Below are 25532 nucleotides of genomic sequence, written 5' to 3' on the forward strand. Positions count from 1 at the left end.
TGTCCTCGTCAAGTCAACGCAAATGCACGCCTGCCATCAACACTGAACCGGGCTTGAGCTGCCAGCCTGTTGCAGGTCGACGACCGGGGCCTGAGACCTGCCAGCAGCCTTGACAAAGGCAATGCTCCGGAACAACATTACAAATGGAACGACGTTACAATAACAAAATCACGGTACCGGAGACACTTCATGAGCCATGGCATCCCGAGCGATCCACACTCCAAGCGTCAGTCGAGGAAGGCCGCCGCTAGCGGCTGGATCGGCTCGGCGTTGGAGTACTACGACTTTTTCATTTATGCCACTGCCGCAGCCTTGCTTTTCCCGCAGCTGTTTTTTCCAACGGACAATCCCACCGTCGGCATCATCGTTTCACTTGCCAGCTTCGGGGTTGGGTACATCGCACGACCTATAGGCGCGGTGGTGCTGGGGCACCTGGGTGACCGCCATGGGCGCAAGACAGTCCTGGTCTACTGCATGTTCTTGATGGGCTTTTCGACCATGTGCATTGGCTTGCTCCCGACCTACGACCAGATCGGCGTGTGGGCTCCCGCGATACTGATTACCTTGCGTCTGATCCAAGGGTTCGCGGTTGCCGGCGAGGTGTCTTGCGCAAGCTCCATGACCATGGAGCATGCACCTGACGGGCGCCGTGGTTACTTCGCCAGCTTTACCCTTCAAGGCGTGCAAGCCGGGCAACTGCTAGCGGCGGCGGTGTTCCTGCCACTGGCCCAATTCATGCCCGCAGATGCTTTTGCGTCCTGGGGCTGGCGAATTCCGTTCCTGCTGAGCGCTGTGGTGCTTGTGGTCGGCTGGATCATCCGCCGTGAAGTCCATGAGGCCCCGGTCTTCGCTGAGGCGCAAGCAGGGGACAAGCCTCGCAAATTGCCAGTGGTCGAAGTGCTCACCGAAAGCTGGAAGGATGTGTTGCGCGTCGTCTGCATGGCACTCTCTGCAGTCCTTGCAATCCTCGCCTCCGTGTTCGGCGCCACCTATGCAGTCCAGCCTGCTTACGGTATTGGCTTCCCCTCAGGCTTGTTCATGTGGATTCCTGTCCTGGGCAATTTGTGCGCGGTGATACTTATCCCATTCGTCGGTAGACTCTCTGACAGAATTGGGCGTCGCCCCCCAGTGATCGTGGGCGTGCTCTGCGGCGGCCTGTTGTCGTTTGGGTACCTCTATGCCATCAGCATCCACAATCTCTGGCTGTCTCTGATCCTGTCGCTTCTCATGTGGGGTGTGGCCTACCAAGGCTTCAATGGTGTTTTCCCAAGCATGTTCCCAGAGTTGTTCCGCACCCGGGTACGCGTCACCGGTATGGCTATCGGTCAAAACATCGGCGTGGCATGCACAGCGTTTCTGCCAGCGCTGTTCGTATCGGTTGCGCCGCCTGGCACCGAAAATATCCCGCTGAAAATTGGCGCCCTGACGTTTGGTATCTGTGCGATCTGCGCAATTGCGGCGTTCACGACCCGCGAAACGTTCCGTATTCGTCTGAGCGAACTTGGCGACCCCAACGCGGTGCCGATGTCGAAGGAGGAGTACGAACTGCTGCAGGAAAAGTCCAATCCCAGATCGAGCAGTAGCGCCCCCAATCAAGCGCTGAAAAATCAACTGCTGTGACGCACACCTGACAACCAGACCCATCACGCTCAACGTGTTGCGCAATTGCCCTGCGCAGCACGTTGAGCCCCAAGGCGATGAACGTGTGCGCCGCCAGCAAGCATCCAACCCGCGAGCTGGCAATTGCGTGCACTCGCCACCTACAGTAGGTTCACATGCATCCCCACATCACCGGCAAAACACGCATCTATGGACTGATAGGTGACCCGCTCAAGAGCGCCAGGTCGCCGATGCTGCTGAACAGGCTATTCGCCGAAGCACAGACTGACGCCGTGTGCATTCCATTGGAGGTCGGTACGCAGGCCCTGGCCGAGTTCGTCAAAGGCGCGCGCGCTTTGCGCAACCTAGACGGGCTTCTGGTCACCATGCCGCACAAGCAGACCATGCTTGAAGTCGTGGACATCCTTCACCCCTCCGCGCGCCAGGTAGGGGCAATAAATGTGGTTCGCTGCGATAAGGACGGTCGCTGGGAGGGCGCTGTGTTCGACGGGCTCGGCTGCGTACTGGGGATGCAGCGTCAGGGTGTTTCTGTGCTTGGGAAATCTGTCCTGCTGGTCGGAGCCGGTGGCTCGGGAAGGGCTATCGCTTTTGCCGTGGCCGCTGCTGGCGCCTACTCACTGACCATTTCTGATCTGGACCCGCACCGCGCCGCTGACCTGGCGCAAAGCGCTGGCAAAGAGGGTTCGTGCAATGTGCATGCAGGTCCACCAGACCCGGAAGGTCATGACATCGTTATCAATGCGACGCCTCTCGGCATGAACCCCGATGATCCGATGCCAGTAGAAGCAGAGCGTTTAACCCCCGCCATGGTGGTGGTCGACATCATCACTCGATCCGAGCCAACCGCGTTGTTACTGACGGCACAAGCGCGCGGATGCAAAACCCTTGATGGCGAGCCCATGCATTTAGGACAGGCCTTGCTGGCACTTGATTTTCTGGGCTTCAAAAACATCGAGCGTCGCTACTCAACGGGACTTTAGTACCCCTCCTCCCCTCGGCAGCCAGCACGAGGGTTCTTCATTGCGTCAATCAAAACCTCCACGATGCGCATGCTCTCGGCCCGCTCACCTCCGTGATGCTGGCCGCCATGCCTTCCCAGCGTTTGGCACCCCAATAGAACGTAACTTACTTCCGTTCGTAACAGGGTCATGCTAGCCTGCTGGCAACCTCTGCAGTGTCGCTTGCGCGCTATTCGTCGGTGGTCCGATCCGAAACCCCGTTAGCGTCGCCAAGTTTGTCAAACATACTTATTAATAAAGGGTGGATGTTTGAAAGTCGTTCTCCTGGAAGTCAGTCACTGGCACACCCCGCTCTATCTTGATGCTCTGGAGCGTCTGCCTGATGTAACGGTCACGGCGGTATCCGACGCAACGGGGTCGCGGGGGCCTGCTCTCGCCCAGCGTTTCGGAGCAAAACTTTACGATCACTGGGAAACCCTGCTGGAAAACGAGGAAGCTGATTTTGCCTTCGCCTTTGGCCCGCACGATGAGCTGCATGCCATGGGCGAGGCATTGATCGAGCAAAAGGTCCCCTTCGCGATGGAAAAGCCTTGCGGGCTAACCCAACACGAAGTGCTGGATCTTTACCAACGCACACAGGCCAGCGGCCTGTTCGTGGCGGTGCCGTTGATATGGAGGCACAGCGAGTTATTGAACCGCCTGAAACAGCAAGCCAGGCAGAGTGATGCCAAGTGGAGAACCCTGGCGTTTCGATTCAACGCTGGCCCGCCTGGACGCTACCTGACCAACAGTTGCTCCTGGATGCTTGAGCCGAAACGCTCGGGTGGCGGATGCACGATCAATCTCGCCCCTCATTTCGTCGATCTGGTTCAGGAAATTTCCGGCGAGGCGATTCGAAGCGTGTCAGCCGTGATGTATCGCGACCCGCTACTGACAGCCGTAGAGATCGGCTCGTTGATGACCCTGGTGACCGAGAGTGGGTGCATCTGCACTATCGAAACGGGGTACAATTATCCCGCCAATACGCCCGAGCAACGGGAGTATTCATTTTCAATGTCAACGGATCAGTTCTACGCACGCTCCACCGCAGATGGCATGCGGCTGGTGGACGCGTCCGGGCAGGCAAGTGACCTGCACATGAGCTTGAACTCTGACGTGTATTACGACAACTTCGTAATCGACATACTCGCGCCTGACCGTGATAGTGCTTATGCAGGTGCCGGGCTCGCCACCATGCACCGCGTCATGCGTATCATCGAGGCGGCCTATGAGTCAGATCGCCTGGGTGGTGTTCCCATCAAGGTCTAAAACGCTGGCACGAAATTAAGGATTAGAAAATTGTCACATATAGGCCGCTACTTCAATACTTTGGAACTGCTCCTTTCCCATCCAGGCGGCCTCGCCCTGTCTGACATCAGTGAACAGACTCAAGTGGCTATGGCCACAGCTCACCGTATATTGAGCGCCCTGCGGGAAAGAGGCTACGTTTACCAAGACGAGCAGGACCACTACTGCCTGACGCTTAAAATTCCCAGCATGGGCGTGAACTACATCAGTGAAACCGGCTTTGCCAGAATAATGCAACCTTTGCTCGACGAACTCGCCAGCGAAACCGGCGAGCATGTTCGCCTGGCGGAAGTTGCTGAGGATCATCTGAGTTGGGTGCTGCAGGCCACGAATAACACCAGGGGCCTTCAATACCGCCGCGCCCTGGACGAAAAAATCATCCCCCATACCACCGCGGCTGGTAAAGCATGGCTCTCCACCATGCCTGATGAGCGCGCCATGCGCATTCTCGCCGCCTGGGATATCGAGAAAAGCCGAGAGTACGCAGGGCCCAACGCTCGCGTTTCGATACGCGATATTTTCGATGACATCGCCCTGATCCGCAAAGAGGGGCATGCTGTAGTCAGAGAAGAAGGTGAAGTGGGTGTGTGCGTTGTGGCAGTGCCTGTATTCGATAAAACACGCCCGGCCAACTCAGCCCCGGTGGCAACCCTCAGCATCGCCGGCCCTATCACCCGCATGCGAGAGGAAACCCTGAATGCTCATATCGAACATCTGAAACAGTCCGCCATCAAGGTTGGCGAGTGCTGGTCGCTGTGGACTTCGGTCAACGGTGAAAGCCCGCTACCTGCACGCTGACGCTCTGACTTGGACCTGGGCCCATTGCGGGCCTCAGGGCTACTGTGATGACGAGCGATTGAAACGCAATTACGGAATGTTCCAACCCTTCTCCCGCAGATCCTGCACACCTTTGTTCAGCTCGTACAAGGCGTTTTCTTCGCGGATGATTTCGAGCACGCAGTTTTCAATACCGCAGGTCGCCTGAACGGCCTCACCCAGTCCGACGAAATCCACGACTCCAGTGCCCACTGGATCATGGCCCCAAACATCCATGCCGGTGTCGGACACATGCACAAAGTCGATAGCGCTGCGATAGGTCAGCAGACTGGCTACCGGATCCTCACCTATGTAAGCAGCGTTGGCGATGTCATATACGACCCTGACGACATCATCATTGATAGTGGCAACAACCTCTGCCAGCTCCCCCATCGTAGGCGTGAAGCAATACGGGGTATTTTCCAGCAGCAAGCGAACACCCGCCTGTTTCGCAAGCGGCGTTAAAACCGCCAGGCTCTCGTACATCCAGTCATAAGTCTTTTCAAGCGGTGGAGAAATCATCGGGCGCCGGGTACCCGGGGATATCACCACCTCTTGGGTATCCCAAGCGACTGCCAGGTCAATCACTGCCTTGATGTGATCGATGCTCTTCTGACGCATATTGGCGGCGGGACTGGCCAGGTTGACGTCATAGCCGCCGGCATTGAGCGACCTGATCTTTGCGTCGTACTGACGCAGACGCACGCTTGCAGCAGAACGCTCTGCGATAGACATTTCCACCGGCCAGCAATGGGGCGAGCTTACGGGCACCTCGAACACGCGGTGTCCATGCTCTGACAACTGCGCAATTGCATCGATTGCCGTGGATGACCACAGATAAGAAAACGTGCTGATGATCATATCGAAACATCCTTTCAGTTGAGGACTCACCGAAGTGAAACGGGCCATTCATATTATGAATTTTGTAGGGTGACCACTATCGCCTGCAGGAAGACGCGATGATGGATGCACCTGGAGAGCGACAGCCACTGCGCTGTCAAGGACATCCTGATGACGAAAAAAACGATAACGGAACTGGATTCCATTGTCAATTTGATTGCAAAGTACCTTCCAGTTTTGTAGTTTGAGCCTTCCACCTAAAACAAAATCTACGTGTGAGGGCAATTGAATGAGAGCTTTGGTGAGTGGCGGTAGCAGCGGCATCGGTGCTTCTACATGCCTGAGGATCGCGGAGGCTGCACTTGCCCGGGGCTCGCAGCCGAAAATTGCCGTGTGCGGGCAGACGTCAAACGCGACGCAGGACGACGTCGTTCGAACCATAGAGTCGATGGGTGGCATCGCGATCTCGCTGTCTGGTGATCTCGGCGACCCTGCAGTACCTGACCAACTTGTGGCAGCTGCAGTAGCCGAATTTGGGGGGCTTGACGCGCTTGTTGCGAATGCTGGCATCGCCAGCCCGGGCGCGATCTGTAGCTTGTCCATCAAGGATTGGGACGACATGTTCGCCGTGAATCTTCGCGGCGCCTGGCTGCTAGCCAAAGCGGCCCACCCGCACCTTCGCGAGAGCCGAGGCTCAGCGTGCTTCACCTCGTCGATGTCTGGCCAGCTTCCACACGCCGGCTCTGGCGCCTACAGCCCCACCAAGGCAGCATTAACCATGTTGGCGCAAACGCTGGCGCTGGAGTGGGCACCTGATGGCATCCGAGTGAATGTCGTGTCGCCAGGTATGACGCATACACCCATGTCTGAAAAAATGTACGCAGACCCACAGATCAAGAGAGCACGGGAAGGGATTATTCCGCTGGGGAGAATTGGTGAGCCAATGGATATCGCGAACGTGATCGAGTTTCTCGTTAGCCCGCTAGCCGGCTTTGTTACCGGGCAGGATATTTGTGTCGATGGCGGCTTTTCCAAGTCGATACTTAGCCATATCCCGGGGCGACCGAGCTCGAAATCCTAGCCACGGCAGCAGATTGAGCTCCATGTTGAATGGATTCAGGCCAGACTCACAGCCTGGCGGGCTCAAAGGGCATTTTACGAATGCGGGGGCGCGGCTTTTAGCGAATGTGAGGATTCATGAGCAGCTCTCCCCGCAGAAACGAGTTGGGCGATTTCAATTCTGGACTAGTTGCTGCCTTTGAAATGCCGGGATAACGCTGATTTTCGGTGAAGACTGCAGAAACGAAAAAAGGCCCCTAAGGGCCTTTTCGACGATATACCGATTCTGATTAAACCTGTATATCTTTATTTGGAGCGGGAAACGAGACGTGTACTAGGACAGTAAGTCGTTGTTTCCCAAACACTTTCTTCGTTGGGCTGGCCAGCGAAGACCTCAATTGTAGCCTTGTTTTTCGTCCTCGGCAACAAATTCGTCCAAAGAGTTCCACGGACGTCCATAGAGCTGCACTCAGCACACCACACCCACGATCGGTACATCGTCGTAGGCGACTGCCTCGAACTCATCACCCACGCCCGGTTGTCTGCCCGCATCCATCATCGCGAAGACAACCCAGGTAGATGGTTCTGGTGATGGCACAAGTCGGATGCCACCTGGAAGCGCCAGCACCACAACTCACAGGCGACCTTCTGTCCAAGCTCCTTTGGAAGAACGCTCACGCTGGCCACCGCGTTCCCACACACGATTCTTTATCGATATATCAGGATGACGGGGCAAGCATGACAGGTGCGGGTTTGCTGCGTCCGGCTGGACATTGGGCGACGATTGCGGCCCCCTCGCGCTTCCTAAGACCGCTGGCATATCAGGTCATACCTAGACGGTTTTGCAGAAACCGTAACTTCTCACGACCCTGATAGCGTGAGCGTCGCTGTCGAGCCTACGTCCCGATGCTCGACCTTCTAATCGATGATTTTTGCACATCGAACACACGACGACTACCAGTTGCGCGAACTGGTGAGAAGTATTCAAACCACATGACGAAGCGGCCTTCGGGACCCACTTCCTACACAAGCGACAGGCCGACCATGAGGTCGGCGACAAAGGAGTCGGTCATGTAGTTCTTCTCCTGGAAGGAGACGGAGCATGCACGAGAACAAGAATGATGCACCAACATCAAAGGTGTTCTATCGCCCGATCGAAGCGTCCATCCGCTGGGCCGGGCTGCTGCGATACGAGCAGGTGATCCTGGCTTCGATTTCGTCGCCAAGGCGCCTGCCGCAGTCGTTGGACTGTCCACGTTGTGACGAGCTGCGGCTTTGCACCGAACGCATCTTCGACGGCATCCTCAATGGAGAACTGCCCTTCGGACGGAACGGCATCACGACGCGCGATTCCGCGCTGATCGACTCCCCTGATCTGACGGTGCGCCACGTCGATCTGAAGAGCTGGATGCGCCAGCACTATCCCGAGCAACGACCGTGCTTCCTCTTCTCCCGGAGCGAGCGCATCGCCCATCCCTTCATCTCGGTGGAAACTGGGCAGGCGATGCTAGTCGAGCGCCTGGCCCTGAAGTCCACCTTGGACCAGTACAAACGCCAACTGCATGAGTTGCAGGAAAAGCACGGGGCGCTTCTCAAGCAGATGGCGCCCTCTACTGGCGCACAGTGCCTGATCAGTGATCGCGCCGAAGCCACCTACCTGAACATTATCGGCAGCATGCTGGACCTGATGCTCGGCCAGTCGCCTTCGGGCGTGCCGTACTCCAGCTTCAAGACGCAGGAGGCGGTGGTCAGTGCATTGGTCGCCCATCACAGCGGCGCAATGGGGATCGCGGAGCGGACGCTAAACGGCAAGTTCGCCACGGCCAGACGCCGGCTGCGTAGCGCAACAGTCTGAGGTTTTCCATCTTGTATGTGCAATCGCGGAGATTGCATTTGCAATGTCTTTTCCCATCCATGTCTATTGAATGGAGGTCACGCCAACAAACGCCACTGAGCGTTCAGGAGTGACCGCCATGTCGCAAACACCTGCACTGCCCGCAAGCGAGCGCCGCATCCTGCGGCTTGATGAAGTCGAAACCAAGTCGGGTTTCAAACGCGCCCACATCTACAACCTGATGCGCAAAGGCCTGTTCCCGAAGGCGCTGCGCCTGGGCGTGCGCGCGGTCGGTTGGGACTCCATCGAGATCGATCAGTGGATCGCCGAGCGCGTCAACAACCGGGCCTGACCCGTTCTCCAGCGGACTTCCCATCCTCACACGGAGAACGCCATGCAGGTCGTATCCATCATTTCAACCAAAGGTGGCGTCGGCAAGACCACCACGGCCGCGAACCTCGGCGGGCTTGCCGCGGACGCGGGGCTGCGTGTACTGCTGCTCGACCTCGACGTGCAGCCCACCTTGTCCTCGTACTACGAGCTAGGCCACCGCGCACCTGGTGGCATCTACGAGTTGCTGGCCTTCAACGAGCGCGACCTCGGGCTGCTTGTGTCCCGCACGATCATCGAGGGCCTGGACTTGGTGCTCTCCAACGACCACCGAGGCGAGCTGAACACTTTGCTGCTGCACGCGCCGGATGGGCGCCTACGGTTGCGCCATCTCTTGCCGGTCCTGGCGCCTCTCTATGACCTGGTGCTGATCGACACCCAAGGTGCGCGCTCGGTGCTGCTGGAGATGGCGGTGCTCGCCTCCAACCTCGCGCTGTCGCCCGTGACCCCGGAAATTCTCGCGGCGCGCGAGCTGCGGCGCGGCACCATGCAGTTGCTCGAAGACATTGCGCCCTACCGGCACCTGGGCATCGAGCCTCCACCTCTGCATCTGCTCATCAATCGTGTCCACCCTGTGTCAGCCAATGCACGGCTGATCCAGCAGGCCCTGCGCGATCTTTTCCAGGACCACGCCGGCATCCGCGTGCTGGCTACCGACGTGCCGGCCATCGAGGCGTATCCGCGTGCAGCTACGCGCGGATTGCCAGTGCATCGGGTCGAATACCGCCAGCCGCCGGGCAGAGTCGCCCCCGCCGCGCTCGACACCATGCGCGGCCTCGCAGACGAACTATTTCCGCAATGGCGGCACCGATTTGCCATGGTGTCCGGCCGTCCGCCACACCCTCTTGATGCCGGGAGGTCCCATGGCGAACGCACATGAGCTTGCCCGTGGCCACAAGCGGCTTCGCGCCCTGATCGAGTTCGCGGTTGGCGAAGGTTGGCACGTCAAACGCACGCCTGGCGGCCACCTCAAGTTCACCAAGCCTGGCTGCGCCGCGATCTACACCAGCTCGACGGCCAGCGACCACCGGGCGACCCTGAATGCCCGTGCGCAAATCCGCCGCGCCGAGCGCGAGGCCCGATACCAAGCGCAGGGAGGCGGCCATGGCTGAGATCACCTCCCAGCAGATGGCCGGCAAGCTGCTCGCGGCCGGGTTCGAGCGTAGCGGCCCGTCAGCCTCGACCTTGAGCGACCCGATCGCCGACACACCCATGGTCGTGACCCTAGATCAGTTGCGCCCCTACGACCACGATCCCAGGAAAAAACGCAACCCGGCCTACGAGGAAATCAAGGCGTCCATCCGCGAGCGCGGTCTGGACGCGGCGCCGGCCATCACTCGCCGACCAGGTGAGGACCACTACATCATTCGCAACGGCGGAAATACGCGGCTGGCGATCCTGCGCGAACTATGGTCAGAGACCAAGGACGAGCGGTTTTTCCGTGTATCGTGCCTGTTCCGGCCGTGGCCCAGCCGCGGCGAAGTCGTCATGCTGACCGGCCACCTGGCCGAGAACGAATTGCGCGGGGGCCTCACGTTCATCGAGCGCGCCCTCGGCGTCGAGAAGGCGCGCGAGTTCTACGAGCAAGAAAGCGGCACTGCCTTGAGCCAGTCCGAGCTGGCCCGCCGCCTCGCCGCCGATGGCTTCCCGGTACAACAGTCGCACATCAGCCGCATGAACGACGCGGTGCAGTATCTCCTGCCCGCGATCCCGACCGTGCTCTATGGCGGTCTCGGTCGCCATCAGGTCGAACGCCTGTCGGTCATGCGCAAAGCCTGCATGCTCGCGTGGGAGCGCTACGCCAAGGGCCACCCACTGGTTCAGGACTTCGACGAATTTTTCCAGGACGTGCTGTCGCAATTCGACGTCCAGGCCGACGAGTTCTCCGCGCAGCGTGTACAGGACGAGCTGATCGGCCAGATGGCCGAGATGCTTGGTGTCGATTACGACGTGCTCGCCCTGGACATGACCGAATCCGAGAGCCGGCAGCGCGCCTTGGTCAGCGACCCAACGCCGCCCTCGACGCCGCCTGCGTTGCCGGAGCCGGGAACCATCGCGCGCCCACCTGCCAACACTGCGCCACCCATCGCAGGGGCTGCATCCGCAGCGCCGCCTGCAGGCCGACCTGCGGCAACGCCCTCGACGCGCGAGAGCGACACGGATGCCAGTCAGGCAAGTCCGGCCAACCCTGCGGTGGGTGGCGATCTGCTTCGGGAGCACATCGTCTCGCCGGCACCGACGACCGAACGGCTCCAGTCCATTCAGCGTATGGTCGCCGACCAGTTGGGTGATGCGCTGCCGCCAGACTTCTCGGTGAGCGTCTTGCAGTCCATCCCTGTGCAGGCTGGCGGGCTCTATCCGATCTCCGATGTCTGGTACATCGATCCCGGCCTGGACACAGCCGAGCGCCTGCGCATCCACATCGCACAGTTCGCCCGCGAAATCGCGGGCGAGGCAGACCTGGACGAGTGCATTGATGACCGTGCAGAGGGTATCGGTTTCGTCTGCCGGGCCCGCACCCAAAGCTCGGCGCCGCTGGGCCGTGCCGTCCTCGCGCTGTTAGCGTGCCTGGCCGGTCAGCGGCCCGCCGACGTCGGCCTGCACGACGGGCAAATCGTCATCGAACTGCCGGCGCTGCTGCACGGCCAGGGTGATGCGGCCCAGCGATTGAGCGATACCTCGCTGGTCAAGCTGTTCCGGCTGCTGCGGTTGGCCCGGCACCTGCTCGACCTTGAAGCCGGCGCTGCAGGCGTTGGAATTTGAGCGAGGGAGGCCAGCATGTCCGCACCACACCCACTCAACCAGGCCGTCATCGCCCAGGCCCTCTATGACTTGCGTAATGGGCAACTGCGCCGGTGCAAACTGATGGGGTTTGGCGAGGAAGAACTGGACGCCCTCAAGCATCCCGCGCTGATCAGCGTGCTCGCCAACGCTAACGTCTCCTGGTGCTCGGTGACGGTCAACCGCGAAGTGCTCCGGCGACTGCTCAAGCAGGCGCAGGACGTGGAGAAGGAAATCGCCACGGTCGATCGCATGCTCAGGCTGGGCGCGAGCACCGAGATGGTCAGTCGGTTCTATGGCCTGACCCATCAGGAGGTGGCGCTTCGCCGCGAAATCCTCGGCCTGCCGAAGCGCAAGGGCCGCCACCCCGTGCTGGATGAGAAACAGGACACGGAGCTGTGGCGGCAATGGAAGGCCGTGACCGGCAGCAGAAATGTCGATCTCGAAGACGAAACCTCCATCCTCGACGCCACCATGGACTTGGCCGAAGGCATGTCGCTGCCTCTGTCGGTGGTCTGGGCCTCGATCAAGAGCTGGGTCGATCAGGGATTGGGTTGAGCCATGGCCGTGGACAACACCACACCACGCCGTGGCCCCGTCGCACTCGCGGACCTGTTCGACGCCGCCTTGAAAGACCTCGTGCCCAAGCCCAGCCCCAGTGCGCCAGCACCCATGCCTGCGCCGACGCCCGCCACGTCCGGCGATGCCTTCCTCTTCAGCGGCAACCGGCATGAGACCGTGCCGCGGCGGCTGTTCCTCGACCGTCGCCTGACGCCGCTGGAGCGCAACGCCTGGCAGGTGTTCCGGCTGATGCTCAACGACGATGGCGTGACCGCCTTCCCGACTTATGAGCAGCTTCGCCCCTGGCTGGCGTCGATGCCCTGCGCCGGGCAGGCCTCGCATGAAACCGTGGCCCGAGCGTTGACACTGTTGCGCCTCACCAGATGGTTGAGCCTGGTGCGGCGACGGCGTGACCCCAAGACCGGCCGCATCCTCGGCAACCTCTATGTTCTGCACGACGAACCACTGACGCCCTTCGAGGCCATGCAGCTCGACGCCGACTACCTGGCACTGGTCAGCCAGTCCCTTGGCCATTCGGCCAAGGCCGTCCAGATGGTCGGCCTGAACACCCTCAAGGAGATCGCGGAAGATCCGCTGCTCTCTGGGCGCACACTGCCGTCGCGGCTGCAAGTCCTGGCAGAACGCCTCGCCAGCCAAGGCATCACGGCCGCCGAGAGTTATCCACAGGAGGATGCCGCCCACGAATCCGAAGAAGGAGCATCGAGCCTTCTTCGGAATGCGGATGACCCATCTTCGGAATCCGAAGCAGGGGCGAAACCCGCGCCAGACGCCTCTCTTCGGAATCCGAAGCAGGCCCGTACAGTACGTAGTAGTCGTATTAATGAAGTACGTACTACCGCGCAGGCGCGCGCGCTGGGCGATTTGCAATGGCCCAAGCGCTTCACGGAACTGAAGGCAGAGCAGCAGACAGGTGCCAGGGTGGCATTGCAGCAGGTCGATGCCGCGCTGAGACAGGCCGTGCTGGACGAATGGGCCACACGATGCAGCAATCATGGCATCCGCAATCCTGCGGGGTATCTGTTCGGCATCATCCAGCGCGCCATCCATGGCGAGTTCAATGCCTGGGCCAAGAAAGACGCGCCATCGGCATCCGTCCCGCCAAACGAGCGGCCACCACCAGCACCGCCACCTCAGCCGCAGGGTAAGCCAGTGCCACCGGAAGTCGCCAAGCAGCACATCGAGCGGCTACGCAATCTGCTCGCCAGCAATTGAGTCGGCATGCAAGGTGGTGAAAGTAGATGTCCATGGCCGCCAGTAGAGCTATCCCCTGGGGATAGTTCCGCTGCTGGGCACAACACCAGGCTGTCGCAGGCCTGGGATCGACCCTCTGCCGCAGCATCGGTGTTGTCCCCCCTGATCCCGGCGTGCAGCGTTCGTTGGCGCTCCATGGAGCTATCCCCAGGGGATAGCTCATGCCGCATGCAACCGCCACGCCCTAAACCGGGGCCGGCCGGGATTCGGATTCTTGACTGACTGCCTTCCGCTTCCTGCCGAAGCTGGCCGCTCCTTTTCCAACAACGAGCGGACACCATGGCAACCAATGAACCTCTGCAACTGAATCTCGGCTCCCTGCGCAGTGCGATGTCGCTGACCCTGCACACCCACCACGCTTCCCGCATCTGGCACGGCCGCGCCGCCACCGAGGGGCGACCGGGCATCGTCGGCCTGAACGGCTACATCGCTCAGATGAACAAGATGCGGCGGGGCTCGGAGCAGGACGACCCGTACAGCGACTTCTGGATGCTGCGCATCGAGGAAAAGCTCGACCACACCAAGGCCACGCTGCAATCGCTGCGCGAGCAGGTGGACCAGGCGCTGGCGAGCGTGCCGCCAGCGCTTAGCCTGGGCGAAAACCTCAACGTGCAGCCGGTCAAGCTGCCGCTCTTCGTCAACGCGCAGCTCGGCTTTGCCGCGGTCTATCTTCTGGCCGACTACGACGACATCGCCCGCAAGCTGATCCTCGCCCATCACACCGCGCTCATTGACCGCAGCACCTTGGAACGCTGGCTCAACGAGGGCGCACATTCACTGCGCAGCCTGTTCTCGCTGGCCCAGCAGTACCGCTATTCGGGCTGCACACGCGATGATTTCGCGTCGAAGAATGCCGCAGCGCGGGCCGCGCTGGAGAAGTACGGCGAACTGCCGCAGGACGTGCTGGAAGGCACTCGCCGCTCGAAGTTTGCGCCGCCCATCGTGCGCCGTGGCCTGCAGCAGCGCAGCGACGGTCCTGCCGAAGCACCTCCGCCCGGAGATGAAGCCACCACCGCAGAGCCGCCCGAAACCGCAGCCGACGAGGACGAGCCGGCATGAGCGATCCGAACCAACCGACCCGCTACTTCCGAGGCCTGCAACAGGGTGCCTTCATGCGGCTGGAACACGCAGCCTCTCTAAAAGGCCTTTTAAAGCCTTTTAAGGGTAAAGGGGACTTCGAGGCCTGGGCCAGCCAGTGCTTCGCCATGCGCGACGAGTTGATTGCCCTGGCACAGCGACAGGTGCTGGAGCAGGCATGCGGGCACCCCTTCCACCTGCTGTCCATCGAACTGGCCCAACAGACCACCGGCGCAGGAACCGTCTTCTTGCGCTGGCGCAGGCACGACAGGTCGGCCATGGGCGTGGCGCTGTGGCGGGAGCTGATCGCCAGCACCAGCACGCCCGTCAACCTGCTGGCCGACCTGCACGCGATCGAGCTGCAGCGCATCACGTTGAACATGCAGATCAGCCTGCTGCACACCTTGGGCAGGCAGGCGCAGGAATGCGCCAGCAAGGCGGCCCAGGCGGACGACGCCTACCTGCGCCGACTCACGCCCATTCCCGCCGCAATGCGCGATCGATGATTGCGCCGGGCATCCAGCACGCTCCCGACGCCGACGAGGCACGGGTATTCAACCACCACGGAGATCACACCATGAGCACGCATTTTTCCGGCGAAGGCAACATCGGCTCGCCACCGGAGTACCGCGAATTCCCCAACGGCAACGACGAACCCAGCCGCCTGCTGCGCCTGAACGTCTATTTCGATAACCCCGTACCCAAGAAGGATGGCACCTTTGAGGATCGGGGCGGCTTCTGGGCGCCGGTGGAAATCTGGCACCGCGACGCCGAGCACTGGAAGGACCTGTACCAGAAAGGCATGCGCGTGCTGGTCGTCGGCCGCATGGAGCGCGAACCCTGGACGGACAACGAGGATCAGCCGCGCGAGACCTGGCAGATCAATGCGCGCAGCGTCGGCATCCTGCCGTTCCGCATCGAATCCGTGACCCTCAGCCCAAAGCTGCAGGAGGCAGAGCCCAAGCCCCAGGCCGCGCAGGAACCGGCTGCGCCGAAAGAATCCAAACGCAGGAAGTGAACCAGCTTGGAGGGCGGTGGCACGTCTTCGCCGCCCTCCATGCGCTGGTGGAGCTATCCCCAGGGGATAGCTCCACCAGCGTCCACTGAATTCCACGCGCTCCCGCAAATCGCGGCTCCCGATCCGCACACCTGCGGCCACGCGCGCCTCCCGTACAAGCGATTCCATCCCGTGAAAGCGGTCGCCGCCGCATGCGGCTTGTTTGCTGCTGCCCCAGGCGGCGCTCGGCATCCTCGATTCCAGCAACTCCATGAACAACGGGAATCGGGATGGACGGACATGCGGCTGTTCTTGTGCGAGAAGCCCTCCCAGGGCAAAGACATTGGCCGGATTCTCGGTGCCACGCAGCGCGGTGAAGGCTGCCTCAACGGTTCCGGCGTCACCGTCACCTGGTGCATCGGCCATCTCGTCGAAGCGGCAGCCCCCGAGGTCTATGACACGGCGCTCAAGCGCTGGTCGCTGGAGCAGTTGCCCATCATTCCTCAGCACTGGCGGGTCGAGGTCAAACCGAAAACCGCCACGCAGTTCAAGGTCGTCAAGGCGCTTCTGGCGAAGGCGACCCAGCTTGTCATCGCCACTGATGCCGACCGCGAAGGCGAGTTGATCGCCCGCGAGATCATCGATCTGTGCGGCTACCGCGGTCCCATCGAGCGGCTGTGGCTGTCGGCGCTCAACGATGCGTCCATCCGCGCCGCGCTCGGCAAGCTCCGGCCGTCGGCCGAGACCCTGCCGATGTACTACTCGGCACTGGCGCGCTCTCGGGCGGACTGGCTCGTCGGCATGAACCTCAGCCGCTTGTTCACGGTGCTGGGACGACAGGCCGGCTATGACGGCGTGCTGTCGGTCGGCCGCGTCCAGACCCCCACGCTCAAACTGGTCGTGGACCGCGACCGCGAGATCGCCGCCTTCGTGTCCGTGCCGTACTGGGCCATCGACGTGTCCCTGTCCGCTGGTGGCCAGACTTTCACCACGCAATGGGTTCCCCCGAAAGCATGCACCGACGACGCCGGCCGCTGCCTGCAGCAGCCCATCGCGCAGCACGCCGCGCAGCAGATCCGCGTCGCGGACAGCGCCCAGGTGGTGTCGGTCGAAACTGAGCGCGTGCGGGAAGGCCCGCCGCTGCCGTTCGACCTGGGGACCTTGCAGGAGGTGTGTTCCAAGCAGCTTGGGCTGGATGTGCAGGAGACCTTGGACATTGCTCAGGCCCTGTACGAGACGCACAAGGCCACGACGTACCCGCGCTCCGATTCGGGATACCTGCCCGAAAGCATGTTCGCCGAGGTGCCAACGGTTCTCGACAGCCTGGTCAAGACCGATCCGTCGCTGCGACCGATCATGGACCAGCTCGACCGCACTCAACGCTCACGCGCCTGGAACGACGCAAAGGTATCCGCGCACCACGGCATCATCCCGACGCTCGAACCGGCGAACCTCTCGACCATGAGTGAGAAGGAACTGGCAGTGTATCGGCTGATCCGGGCGCACTACCTGGCGCAATTCCTTCCTCACCACGAGTTCGACCGCACCGTGGCGAACCTCTCCTGCGGCCAGCAGACGCTGGCGGCCACCGGCAAGCAGGTCGTCGTCAAGGGTTGGCGCCTGGTGCTGGCCGAACCGCAAATTGAGGAGGATGGCGCCCCTGCGGCGCGCAGCCAGGTACTGCCCGCGCTGCGCGAGGGGCTGGCATGTCAGGTGGCCGACGTCGATCTGAAGGCGCTCAAGACGCTGCCCCCTCGGTCTTATACGCAAGGCGAGTTGGTCAAGTCCATGAAGGGCGTCGCCAAACTGGTCTCGGACCCGCGCCTGAAACAGAAGCTCAAGGATACGGTCGGCATCGGAACCGAAGCGACGCGGGCCAACATCATCAGTGGCCTGCTGACGCGGGGCTACCTCGTGAAGAAGGGCCGCGCCATCCGTGCCTCGGATGCGGCCTTCACCCTGATCGACGCGGTACCCACAGCGATTGCCGACCCAGGGACAACCGCCGTCTGGGAACAGGCGCTGGACATGATCGAAGCTGGGCAGCTCACGCTGGACGTATTCATCAGCAAGCAGGCTGCATGGATCTCACAGTTGATCGCGCAGTACGGCAACACGTCCCTGTCCATCAAGGTTCCCCAAGGGCCGGCTTGCCCGCAGTGCGGCGCGCCCACGCGCCAGCGCACCGGCAAGAGCGGCCCGTTCTGGTCGTGCAGCCGCTACCCCGACTGCAAAGGCACTCTGCCGGTCGAATCCGGCACGTCCAAGCGTAGTGCCTCGCGTCCGCGCAGTGGCGGCCGCAAAGGCTCCTGACCGACCCCGTTCCCCGTGAGCCGTGCCCGCCATCGGCGGCGCGGCCTGTGTCCCGCATGCCCTGCGGGACGCCCAGCGCGCAACGCCTTCTTGTCCGTGTGCGCGTCCCGCTTGGTCATCCCCGGCCGCGGGACCTGAAGGTAGCTTCTCCGCGAACCGCCTCCCGCGTTCTGCTGATCTGCATTTCTCCCGCCTCTGCGAAGGGTCCCCCGATGGCTTGCCAGGCTGCGCGAGCCACCCGGAGACCCTTCGTGGTCAGCGGTATTCGGTGCCGGTGCCCGCCGGCGCAAAAACGGGCTCCCTTTGTGCGCGGATGTGCGCCAGACGATGCCGGCGCGAACCACGACATGCGCCGGGTGTGATTGCTGATGAGCAGACGGTTCTAGCGACGACCGGGCCTGCACCAGCCCACGGGTGGTTCTTTCCTCCCGAGCCGAAGGCCGCAAGGCCTTCGGCGCCTTTCTCCTGCCTATCAACGTCCCGGCCCGCCCCGGGCCACACGAACAGGAGACCCGACATGAACCCGCAACCTTGCACCCTTCGCGGTGCGCCCCAGGCCGCGCCACTGCTGTATGGCAGCGTGTGCAGCGGCATCGAGGCCGCGAGCCTCGCCTGGCAACCCCTCGGCCTTGAAGCCGCGTGGTTCGCCGAGATCGACCCGTTCCCGAGCGCCGTGCTCGCTCACCGTTACCCCCACGTGCCCAACCTGGGCGACATGACCGCGATCGCCCGTCAGGTGCGCGCCGGCACCGTGCCGGCGCCCGACATCCTGGTCGGCGGCACGCCATGCCAGTCGTTCAGCGTTGCCGGCGCCCGCCAGGGACTGGATGACCCGCGCGGCGCCTTGACCCTTGCCTATGTGGAGCTTGCAAATGCCATCGACCAAACCCGCCACCAAGACCGCCGCCCGCCGGCAACGCTCGTCTGGGAAAACGTCCCCGGCGTCCTCAACGACCGCAGCAATGCCTTCGGACATTTCCTGGGCGCACTGGCCGGCGAAGGCCGTGCGCTCCAGCCGCCAGGGGAAAAATGGGCGCACGCTGGTTGTGTGTCTGGACCCCGCCGCCGCATCGCCTGGCGCGTGCTCGACGCTCAATATTTCGGTGTCGCCCAACGCCGCAAGCGCGTGTTTCTTGTGGCAAGTGGTGGAGATGGTCTCGATCCCACCGAAGTACTTTTTGAGCGCGCAGGCCTGCTCGGGGATTCTTCTGCGGGCCGCGCGCCGTGGCAAGAAGCTGCCCGCGCTACTGAACCGGGTGCTGCAGCAGCAGGCGGATACGCAGGATTCGCCGGGCTGACGCAGCCCTACGGCAAGGTCACCACGATGTTCGGATTCAGCGGCGGCACCGGCCCCGTCGATGTTGCGGCATGCCTGATGGCCGCGGGTCCCAAGCACGACATCCGCACCGAGACGTTCATGGTGCAGTCCGTCGCCGGCAGCATCGCCCATACCCTCGACACCGCCAACAACGGCAAGGGCAGCAGCGAGGACGGCACCGGCAAGGGCGTGCCGATCATCGCCTTCACCGCCCAGGGCAGCGGCGCGGATGCCACGATCGACCTGACGCCAACGCTGCGTGCCGGCGGGCATCGCAACAGTCATGCAAACGCCGGCGTCGTACCCGCCATCGCCTTCGCGCAGAACAACCGCGGCGAAGTGCGCTTCGAGTCAGGCCATGGACAGGTAGCTTGCACCGTCCTGTCCAACGGCAAGCCGGGCTACGGCGTGCCCATGGTGACCTGCGTTGCCCTCCGGGGACGGCCGCAGGGTCTTGCCGCCGAGCTGGGCGGCAGCGTAGCGGCCGCGCTGCGTACCAGCGGCGGCGGTGCTGACAAGCCCCATGTGCTGGCCCCCGACTTCGAGGCCCATTTCCGCTACGACTGGAACGACCCCGGCCCCGGCGACTGGTCGCAATGGCGGGTGCGGCGGCTGATGCCGATGGAGTGCGAGCGGCTGCAGGGCATGCCCGACGACTACACGCTGATCCCGTATCGCGGGAAGCCTGCCGCTGACGCTCCGCGCTACAAGGCGATCGGCAACTCCATGGCCGTCCCATGCATGGCTTGGCTGGGCAACCGGCTGGTGCAGTGCCTGCACAAGACGGGCTCGACCGCTTCGGATTGATCGACGACGCAGCCTGCGCGCCGCGCCATTCTCGTCCCTGCATTGCCGATGTATCGGCAGCAGCCCGCAGCCAGGGTGTCAAGGCTGCCGTGGGTTCCGCCCACGCCACCCGCCAGTTCGCTTCGGCATCTCACCGGCGAACGCTGCCCACCGGGGCATCGATGCCTCCTTTCTCTAACCCACGGGATGGTCGCCACGTCCCGTCAGGGGCATGTCGCCACCCGGTCGATTTCAGGACTTTCCATGGACACCATCACCAAGCAAGACCGCATCATGCTGAAGAACCTCAAGGTCGCCGACTTCGCCAGCGAGGAAACGCTGTGCTTCACCGCGACCGTCGTGTTCGACGGCACTCCCATCGCCGAGGCCCGCAACGACGGGCATGGCGGCTCGACATTCCTCCGCGCGCTCAATAACAAGACGACGCTGCTGGCTCAGGCCGAAGCCTTCGCCAAGGAACTGCCGCCTGCGCCGCTCGATCTCGGCCAGGAGGGTGAAGACCCCCATTACATCGACATGACGCTCGACTTCCTGGTCGATGAGCTGGCCGATGCCATGCACGCGGAACGCAAGGTGCGAGCCGCTTTCAACCGCGACATCGGCAACAAGGTGCTGTTCATCAAGGACGGCAAACTGCTGTTCATCAAGGGCATCAAGCTCAAGGCCATCGCCGACCGCAAGGCGTACTTCGCTTCGCTGCGCGCCCGGCAGGCCCAGCCCATCGTCATCCTCGCCGAGCTTCCGCCCGAGCAGGCATTCGACCTGTGGAAGCAGCATGTCCTGGGCGACAAGCCCGATTGACCCAGCGCCACCGCACCCTCCTGACAGCCCCGCACTCGATGCGGGGCTTTTCTTTTCTGCGCCCATCAATCGGGGCTGGGTCGGATGCCGTTTTCCCACTGACGCCGAGCGGCCCTCGCACGAAGCTGCCCGCATGTTCGCTGATTCGTCAGCACATGCCAGCAGCCAGGGTTCCAGGCTGCCGCGGGTCCCTCCCGCGTTGCCCACCAGTCCGCATCGCATCAAGTCTGCGGACGCGCGTCCTCGTGACGTCGATGCCTTTTATCAACCGCGTGCGGGAGCTGCCATCCCGTGAGGGACAAGGCCCCGCTTTTCAAAGGAGTCCGTCCATGTCCCAGCAAGCCTCTTTCGGCCAACTGGCCTCGACCTACTGCGGCAAGTTCCTGCCGCTCGAAGTCCTGCAAAGCGCCGCCGGTCACTACATCGGCACGCGCGATACCGAAGGTCCCGTTTCGCGGGAATCCCGCGAGTACTTCCGCAGCTACGCCGCGGCTCAACGTGCGCTCGAAAGAGGCGGCTGGACCCAGCTCGCCACGCCCTGATCCAACTGGAGGAATCACGTCATGAACCAGCTTCTGCCACAGGAAGTCGTCGATCAGATCATGCGGGAAGAGCAGCATTTCGCTGCCGCGCCCCAAGCCTTCTTCGAGGCCTGGAAGCGTGGTGTCGAGATCGCCGGCCCGCAATGGTTCGGCGACGGCACCCGCGAAGGCCTGAACCAGGCCAACACCAAGTGGGATTTGCGTCCCGACATGCTGCGGCTCAACGATGCCCTCGGCGTCCTGAGCAGCGGCGAACGCATGTTCCTGTCCGCCATGGTCAGCTTCTACAACGCGCGCGAGGGCGGTGCCATGCTCAAGCGCTGCCACTTCGACGGGCTGTCGGACTTCGACGGTCTCGACCTGGAACGCCGCAAGGTCATCGCCGACCTGCTGGTGAACTACAGCGGCTGGTGAGCCGGTCTCCGGCACGCCACTGTCCTCTCGATCCCACGTGAGGGACATGCGCCCATGAGGCCATGTCCCTCAATTTTTCTTACCCATCGCCCGGCGCCAACGGCCTTGGGCTATTCCCGCGGATGCCATCGTCCGCATGGGCTGGCTCCGCTCACTTCCCCGAAAGGAGCCACCATGGCAAACAACTACTACGAAGGCACGGGCGTTCTCGTGCTCGACCGCGTTACTCCCGTCATCAAGGCGCTGTTCGGCGCCTTTGCGCTGGATGAAAACCATCCCGGCAATGGGCAGGCTTACATCGCCCAGATCGCCGAGACCAATGACCCGCGCTGGACGGATGTGCTGGATGGCCTGGAAGACCTGGCCACACAACTCGGCATCCCCATGCCCGACGACGAAGAACTGTCGATTCCACCTCTGCTTGAACGGCTGGCCGCGCACTTCGGTGCTGACCAGGACTGGGAGCTGGAGAACCTCATCGAGCACCACCAGTTCGAGGACAGCGCCGACCTGGAAGCCTTGTTTCTGATCGCCTCCTGCCTCGATGACGGTCATCACCTGACCGCCATCCAGTTCGAGGGTTGCTGGCATTGCAGCAAACCGAGGCTGTTCGAGTTCGGCGGCAACGGCTGCTACCTGAGCCGCGAGGCCCAGGTCTTCAGAACGTCCTCGCAGGCACTCCAACTCGGCGACCAACTGCGCAAGACCATCGTGGCCACCGACATCGAAGAGGCCTCGGCGTTGATCGCGCTGGAGGCCGCCAACCTGCTTGCCGGCATCACCGACGAGCATTTCCGCCTGAATGTGCGCCATCGCATCGCCGAACGGCTGGCCCAGACGCCAACGATCAGCGCCGACTGACGCATTTTCCACTTTCAACCCACCGGGTCCAATTCCCGGTGGCGGGGATTGGCTCCATTATTCAAATCTGGAGAGTTGCCATGTCCCTGAAACCCAATCCATTTCTCCGCGGCTACTGGAATCTGAAAATCGTCCGCACGCTGTGCATCAGCTACGAGGACGGAAGCCCGCATGTTTGGCGAATCGTCCACGCGAGCCAAAAGCACTTTTCCGACGAGGAACTGATTTCATCCTCGTGCATCATCACCAGCGATTTCGCCGTGGTCAAAAATGGTCCCCAACCCGTGAATGCCGAGGTACTGGCCGAATGCGATGCCGGAGAAGGTGTCAGCGGTGAAGGCGTAATCGGCGCCGTGGTCTATGCCATCCATGGCGACGACTTCGACGGCCGCCCCATCCACGTCGGCGATACCTATTCGGCTGAAGCGGCACGGGAAGTCGTGCAGCGCCTGAGTTTCGAGACCGGCTACTACAGCCGGTGCTGGGAAATCAGCAGTGCACACATAAGCGAGGAAACCGGCCAATACCTCGCCAACCTGGCAGACCTCGCCACGCCGGAGGCATTCCTGTTCATCGCGTTCCGGGTTCCTTACAGCCCGGCGATCGGCATCAAGCTGATCTCCACCCCCTGGACGGACAAGAACCTGGAGCGCGTCGAGGGGATCAGTGCGGAGCAGCTTCGCCAGGAGCACCGAAGCAAGGGCATGCCGGATGACCTGGCGAACGTCATTGAACTGGCCGGCCAGGCCGATGTGCGCATCCTGATTCTCGACGCCGACGCACCCGTGCTGTTGGGCCTGCCGTTGGCCGAGTCCTAGCAGCCACGCGACACAACATCCTTCCTCTTTGTTCTCCCCATACCAGCCCGTCTCCCTCCCGGAGCCGGGCTGGTTCATTTTCATAGGAGCAACCTCATGTTCCCCAACCTCATCCCTAGCACGTCCGACTTCGAGTACCAGCTCGGTTCCTGCGTCAATGCCATGGGCCAGGACGACGCCATCGGCCAGATCCTGGTATTCGAGCGCATGAGCGGCACGCTGCACATGCGCCATGTCGCCAGCGTCGAACTGGTGGACACCGACATTGACGACTACGAAATGGTCGTCTTCGACGGTGGCAACACCAGCGGCGATACATGGAAACATGTCTTCTTCCCACGTCAGCGAGAACACTACTTCGTGTACGAAGCCTGACCCAACCAAGCCCCTTTCGAGGGGCTTTTTCTTGTCCGAAGCGCTGGAAAGCGGGTGCGACGCTGTGCGATTTCTTGCGGGCAGGCCGCCCATTTCAGAGCCATCCTTGCTCCATGTTCGTCGGCGTTGCCGACACATGCCCTGGCAGCCGAGGCCTTCAAGGCTGCAAGTGCGGGACACCGTGCTGGTCGATTCTTCCTACGGACGTACCGCGTCCATCCACCCACAAGGGACCTCTCCCTTGTGGGCGGGGAATCCCTTGTTCTTTCTCAAGGAGATTCCCATGGATCGCTCTCTCATCAAGACCCTGATGCCTTCGCTTGTCGCAGGCCATGTGCCCCGCAACGTGCGGTCGTTCAAGTACCGCGTGTTCGATGATCAGCCGCAATCCTCGACGCTGGGCTTCGCCATCGATCCCCAACCCTTCGACGGCAAGGTGGTCGCGGCGAATGACGATGCCATCGTCGTCAAGCTCAAGCCCAGCGAGTTCGCGGTGCTCGACCCCAACCTGGTGACCACCGTCCCGAGCGAGGGCGCCAAGGTTCATGTCCAACCCTACGCCCGGCGACGTTTCGACGGCCTGCGCGCGGACACCCCGGAAGTCGTTACCGAGAAGACTTCGGATGGCACGCCTTACACCATCACGAGGCATATCCTCGGCAAAGCGCCCGCCAAGCTGCCCATTCCCGAGCCGCAGTGCATGGAACTGGGCCAACTCATCGAGCAGTTGGAGGAGATGCCCGCGCCCGACGGGTTCCGGTGCATCACCCACATGCTGGTCGATGCAGGTGCCCGCGACTTCGTCTGGGTCGATCCCAAGCCCTCCAAGATCATCGAGACCCCGCCGGCGATCAGCTTCACGGTTTCAACCACCAAGTTCGAGGGTCAGGTGACGATCCTCTACGACCGTGGCGGCGACACCTACGTGGTGGAGCTGCATCGCGACGGTGAATTGATCGATCGGCACGACGAGGTGTATTTCGACATGCTCGGTGACGTGCTGGAGCGGCTCATCGACGACGGGCGCTGGCGCCTGATCGACGTCAGCGTGATCGACGCCAAAGCTCCTCGGCGACGTCAGGCGGTTCCAGCCTGACATGCCAGACAGGAAGCCCAGCGGCACGACTGACCAGTCCATAGCCTACCGGCGACTGCCCCACAAGCCTTCCATCCGTTTGGGTGGAGGGCTTTTTCTTAATCCATACAGGAGATTTCAACCATGTCACTGCGATTCAGAGGCTCCGACCTGCGCCCCGTGCTTGCCGAGGCCATCGCCAACCAATGCCGCGTCGCCCTGGCCAAGGACCAGGGCGTGTACTTCCTCGCCGAGCGCGGAGAGCGCCGCCCCGATGGCCGCGTGAAGCTGCTGGCCTATGCCGTCGGCTGCAACCCGGATATCGACCCGTTCGATGACTGGTGGGAACTGGCACGCGCCGAACTTGGAGGCGACGACTTCGGCGAGTTCTTCGACCCGAAAGACAGCGTTTTCACTCGCATTCTGCAAAGCTCAGATGATCTGGAGCTGTCCGCCACCGCTACGCATCTGTCACTGGCGGCGGTGGAATCGGCGTAGTCAAAAATGTCCGCATACCCTTTGAAGCCCCCATTTTGGGGGCTTCTTTTTGGGCGGAACTGGGCAGCCTGGAAAAAATGGGAAGCGCCCGGATGCCGATTGATTGCTGTCGCACGCGCGAGGCCCGGCGATGCTGCCCCCATGCCTGCTGACGTCG

26 protein-coding genes are annotated in these 25532 nt (G+C 62.1%); 25 read left to right on the plus strand and 1 reads right to left on the minus strand.

Going from position 1 to position 25532, the window contains the following annotated elements:
* Positions 1-189: 189 nt before the first annotated feature.
* From AC07XM_RS06890 to AC07XM_RS06905, 4 genes are all read left to right on the plus strand, one after another.
* Positions 190-1620 carry an MFS transporter gene (locus AC07XM_RS06890; RefSeq protein WP_016488188.1) on the plus strand — a complete coding sequence of 477 codons (1431 nt, stop codon included), beginning with the start codon at positions 190-192 and terminating at the stop codon, positions 1618-1620.
* A 155-nt stretch (positions 1621-1775) separates the two neighbouring features.
* Positions 1776-2600, plus strand: a complete 825-nt coding sequence (locus AC07XM_RS06895) for a shikimate dehydrogenase family protein (protein ID WP_102688958.1) — start codon at positions 1776-1778, stop codon at positions 2598-2600.
* A 288-nt stretch (positions 2601-2888) separates the two neighbouring features.
* Positions 2889-3887 (plus strand): Gfo/Idh/MocA family protein, encoded by a 999-nt coding sequence (locus AC07XM_RS06900; RefSeq protein WP_102688959.1) that lies wholly within the window; start codon positions 2889-2891, stop codon positions 3885-3887.
* Positions 3888-3917: 30 nt separating this feature from the next.
* Complete coding sequence (locus AC07XM_RS06905) at positions 3918-4724, plus strand: IclR family transcriptional regulator (protein ID WP_102688960.1); 807 nt, start codon at positions 3918-3920, stop codon at positions 4722-4724.
* Positions 4725-4793: 69 nt separating this feature from the next.
* On the opposite strand, the gene AC07XM_RS06910 is transcribed toward AC07XM_RS06905, so the two are convergent.
* Positions 4794-5603, minus strand: a complete 810-nt coding sequence (locus AC07XM_RS06910; protein WP_095115666.1) for a sugar phosphate isomerase/epimerase family protein — start codon at positions 5601-5603, stop codon at positions 4794-4796.
* Positions 5604-5883: 280 nt separating this feature from the next.
* On the opposite strand from AC07XM_RS06910, the gene AC07XM_RS06915 reads away from it, so the two are divergent.
* From AC07XM_RS06915 to AC07XM_RS07015, 21 genes are all read left to right on the plus strand, one after another.
* Complete coding sequence (locus AC07XM_RS06915) at positions 5884-6663, plus strand: SDR family NAD(P)-dependent oxidoreductase (protein ID WP_256596918.1); 780 nt, start codon at positions 5884-5886, stop codon at positions 6661-6663.
* Between the two features lie 1080 nt (positions 6664-7743).
* Positions 7744-8496 (plus strand): hypothetical protein, encoded by a 753-nt coding sequence (locus AC07XM_RS06920; RefSeq protein ID WP_023093477.1) that lies wholly within the window; start codon positions 7744-7746, stop codon positions 8494-8496.
* Between the two features lie 118 nt (positions 8497-8614).
* A complete protein-coding gene (locus AC07XM_RS06925) occupies positions 8615-8827 on the plus strand; it encodes an AlpA family transcriptional regulator (protein ID WP_009459729.1) in 213 nt (70 codons plus the stop codon).
* A gap of 42 nt (positions 8828-8869) precedes the next feature.
* Positions 8870-9745 carry a ParA family protein gene (locus AC07XM_RS06930; protein WP_023093476.1) on the plus strand — a complete coding sequence of 292 codons (876 nt, stop codon included), beginning with the start codon at positions 8870-8872 and terminating at the stop codon, positions 9743-9745.
* Entirely contained in the window at positions 9729-9977 is a 249-nt protein-coding gene (locus tag AC07XM_RS06935; RefSeq protein ID WP_019726333.1) for a hypothetical protein, read from the plus strand. The genes AC07XM_RS06930 and AC07XM_RS06935 overlap by 17 nt, the downstream gene beginning before the upstream one ends.
* A complete protein-coding gene (locus AC07XM_RS06940) occupies positions 9970-11628 on the plus strand; it encodes a ParB family protein (protein ID WP_023093475.1) in 1659 nt (552 codons plus the stop codon). Before AC07XM_RS06935 ends, AC07XM_RS06940 begins: the two co-directional genes overlap by 8 nt.
* A gap of 15 nt (positions 11629-11643) precedes the next feature.
* On the plus strand, positions 11644-12204 hold the full coding sequence (locus tag AC07XM_RS06945) for a DUF2857 domain-containing protein (RefSeq protein WP_023093474.1): 561 nt from the start codon (positions 11644-11646) through the stop codon (positions 12202-12204).
* A gap of 3 nt (positions 12205-12207) precedes the next feature.
* Positions 12208-13440 carry an STY4528 family pathogenicity island replication protein gene (locus AC07XM_RS06950; RefSeq protein WP_023093473.1) on the plus strand — a complete coding sequence of 411 codons (1233 nt, stop codon included), beginning with the start codon at positions 12208-12210 and terminating at the stop codon, positions 13438-13440.
* 318 nt (positions 13441-13758) lie between these two features.
* Positions 13759-14538, plus strand: coding sequence for a PFL_4669 family integrating conjugative element protein (locus AC07XM_RS06955; protein ID WP_023093472.1), 780 nt, complete (start codon positions 13759-13761; stop codon positions 14536-14538).
* A complete protein-coding gene (locus tag AC07XM_RS06960; RefSeq protein WP_034084952.1) occupies positions 14535-15062 on the plus strand; it encodes a DUF3158 family protein in 528 nt (175 codons plus the stop codon). Before AC07XM_RS06955 ends, AC07XM_RS06960 begins: the two co-directional genes overlap by 4 nt.
* A gap of 71 nt (positions 15063-15133) precedes the next feature.
* Positions 15134-15574 (plus strand): single-stranded DNA-binding protein, encoded by a 441-nt coding sequence (locus AC07XM_RS06965; protein ID WP_031684101.1) that lies wholly within the window; start codon positions 15134-15136, stop codon positions 15572-15574.
* A 279-nt stretch (positions 15575-15853) separates the two neighbouring features.
* Positions 15854-17866 (plus strand): DNA topoisomerase III, encoded by a 2013-nt coding sequence (locus AC07XM_RS06970; protein ID WP_023093469.1) that lies wholly within the window; start codon positions 15854-15856, stop codon positions 17864-17866.
* Between the two features lie 517 nt (positions 17867-18383).
* Positions 18384-19991, plus strand: coding sequence for a DNA cytosine methyltransferase (locus tag AC07XM_RS06975; protein WP_023093468.1), 1608 nt, complete (start codon positions 18384-18386; stop codon positions 19989-19991).
* Between the two features lie 243 nt (positions 19992-20234).
* Positions 20235-20792, plus strand: coding sequence for a hypothetical protein (locus AC07XM_RS06980; RefSeq protein WP_034084950.1), 558 nt, complete (start codon positions 20235-20237; stop codon positions 20790-20792).
* Positions 20793-21121: 329 nt separating this feature from the next.
* Entirely contained in the window at positions 21122-21334 is a 213-nt protein-coding gene (locus tag AC07XM_RS06985; RefSeq protein WP_023093466.1) for a hypothetical protein, read from the plus strand.
* 21 nt (positions 21335-21355) lie between these two features.
* The gene (locus tag AC07XM_RS06990; RefSeq protein WP_023093465.1) at positions 21356-21748 is read left to right on the plus strand and encodes a hypothetical protein; all 393 of its coding nucleotides are present in this window, start codon (positions 21356-21358) and stop codon (positions 21746-21748) included.
* 174 nt (positions 21749-21922) lie between these two features.
* Entirely contained in the window at positions 21923-22609 is a 687-nt protein-coding gene (locus tag AC07XM_RS06995) for a hypothetical protein (protein ID WP_023093464.1), read from the plus strand.
* A gap of 80 nt (positions 22610-22689) precedes the next feature.
* On the plus strand, positions 22690-23427 hold the full coding sequence (locus AC07XM_RS07000) for a DUF5983 family protein (RefSeq protein WP_023093463.1): 738 nt from the start codon (positions 22690-22692) through the stop codon (positions 23425-23427).
* 96 nt (positions 23428-23523) lie between these two features.
* Positions 23524-23802 (plus strand): hypothetical protein, encoded by a 279-nt coding sequence (locus AC07XM_RS07005; protein WP_023093462.1) that lies wholly within the window; start codon positions 23524-23526, stop codon positions 23800-23802.
* A 283-nt stretch (positions 23803-24085) separates the two neighbouring features.
* Entirely contained in the window at positions 24086-24898 is an 813-nt protein-coding gene (locus AC07XM_RS07010; RefSeq protein ID WP_023093461.1) for a hypothetical protein, read from the plus strand.
* Positions 24899-25021: 123 nt separating this feature from the next.
* Positions 25022-25375, plus strand: coding sequence for a DUF3085 domain-containing protein (locus AC07XM_RS07015; RefSeq protein WP_023093460.1), 354 nt, complete (start codon positions 25022-25024; stop codon positions 25373-25375).
* Positions 25376-25532 lie beyond the last annotated feature (157 nt).

This window comes from Pseudomonas sp. GW460-LB5 (assembly GCF_059423245.1).

Coding starts and splice junctions, on each gene's coding strand:
- AC07XM_RS06895 (WP_102688958.1), top strand. CDS start 1,776: ATGCATCCCCACATCACCGGCAAAACACGCATCTATGGACTGATAGGT.
- AC07XM_RS06985 (WP_023093466.1), top strand. CDS start 21,122: ATGTCCCAGCAAGCCTCTTTCGGCCAACTGGCCTCGACCTACTGCGGC.
- AC07XM_RS06925 (WP_009459729.1), top strand. CDS start 8,615: ATGTCGCAAACACCTGCACTGCCCGCAAGCGAGCGCCGCATCCTGCGG.
- AC07XM_RS06930 (WP_023093476.1), top strand. CDS start 8,870: ATGCAGGTCGTATCCATCATTTCAACCAAAGGTGGCGTCGGCAAGACC.
- AC07XM_RS06960 (WP_034084952.1), top strand. CDS start 14,535: ATGAGCGATCCGAACCAACCGACCCGCTACTTCCGAGGCCTGCAACAG.
- AC07XM_RS06970 (WP_023093469.1), top strand. CDS start 15,854: ATGCGGCTGTTCTTGTGCGAGAAGCCCTCCCAGGGCAAAGACATTGGC.
- AC07XM_RS07015 (WP_023093460.1), top strand. CDS start 25,022: ATGTCACTGCGATTCAGAGGCTCCGACCTGCGCCCCGTGCTTGCCGAG.
- AC07XM_RS07005 (WP_023093462.1), top strand. CDS start 23,524: ATGTTCCCCAACCTCATCCCTAGCACGTCCGACTTCGAGTACCAGCTC.
- AC07XM_RS06980 (WP_034084950.1), top strand. CDS start 20,235: ATGGACACCATCACCAAGCAAGACCGCATCATGCTGAAGAACCTCAAG.
- AC07XM_RS06940 (WP_023093475.1), top strand. CDS start 9,970: ATGGCTGAGATCACCTCCCAGCAGATGGCCGGCAAGCTGCTCGCGGCC.
- AC07XM_RS06975 (WP_023093468.1), top strand. CDS start 18,384: ATGAACCCGCAACCTTGCACCCTTCGCGGTGCGCCCCAGGCCGCGCCA.
- AC07XM_RS06955 (WP_023093472.1), top strand. CDS start 13,759: ATGGCAACCAATGAACCTCTGCAACTGAATCTCGGCTCCCTGCGCAGT.
- AC07XM_RS07010 (WP_023093461.1), top strand. CDS start 24,086: ATGGATCGCTCTCTCATCAAGACCCTGATGCCTTCGCTTGTCGCAGGC.
- AC07XM_RS06990 (WP_023093465.1), top strand. CDS start 21,356: ATGAACCAGCTTCTGCCACAGGAAGTCGTCGATCAGATCATGCGGGAA.
- AC07XM_RS06910 (WP_095115666.1), bottom strand. CDS start 5,603: ATGATCATCAGCACGTTTTCTTATCTGTGGTCATCCACGGCAATCGAT.
- AC07XM_RS06890 (WP_016488188.1), top strand. CDS start 190: ATGAGCCATGGCATCCCGAGCGATCCACACTCCAAGCGTCAGTCGAGG.
- AC07XM_RS06945 (WP_023093474.1), top strand. CDS start 11,644: ATGTCCGCACCACACCCACTCAACCAGGCCGTCATCGCCCAGGCCCTC.
- AC07XM_RS06935 (WP_019726333.1), top strand. CDS start 9,729: ATGGCGAACGCACATGAGCTTGCCCGTGGCCACAAGCGGCTTCGCGCC.
- AC07XM_RS06950 (WP_023093473.1), top strand. CDS start 12,208: ATGGCCGTGGACAACACCACACCACGCCGTGGCCCCGTCGCACTCGCG.
- AC07XM_RS06995 (WP_023093464.1), top strand. CDS start 21,923: ATGGCAAACAACTACTACGAAGGCACGGGCGTTCTCGTGCTCGACCGC.
- AC07XM_RS07000 (WP_023093463.1), top strand. CDS start 22,690: ATGTCCCTGAAACCCAATCCATTTCTCCGCGGCTACTGGAATCTGAAA.
- AC07XM_RS06965 (WP_031684101.1), top strand. CDS start 15,134: ATGAGCACGCATTTTTCCGGCGAAGGCAACATCGGCTCGCCACCGGAG.
- AC07XM_RS06920 (WP_023093477.1), top strand. CDS start 7,744: ATGCACGAGAACAAGAATGATGCACCAACATCAAAGGTGTTCTATCGC.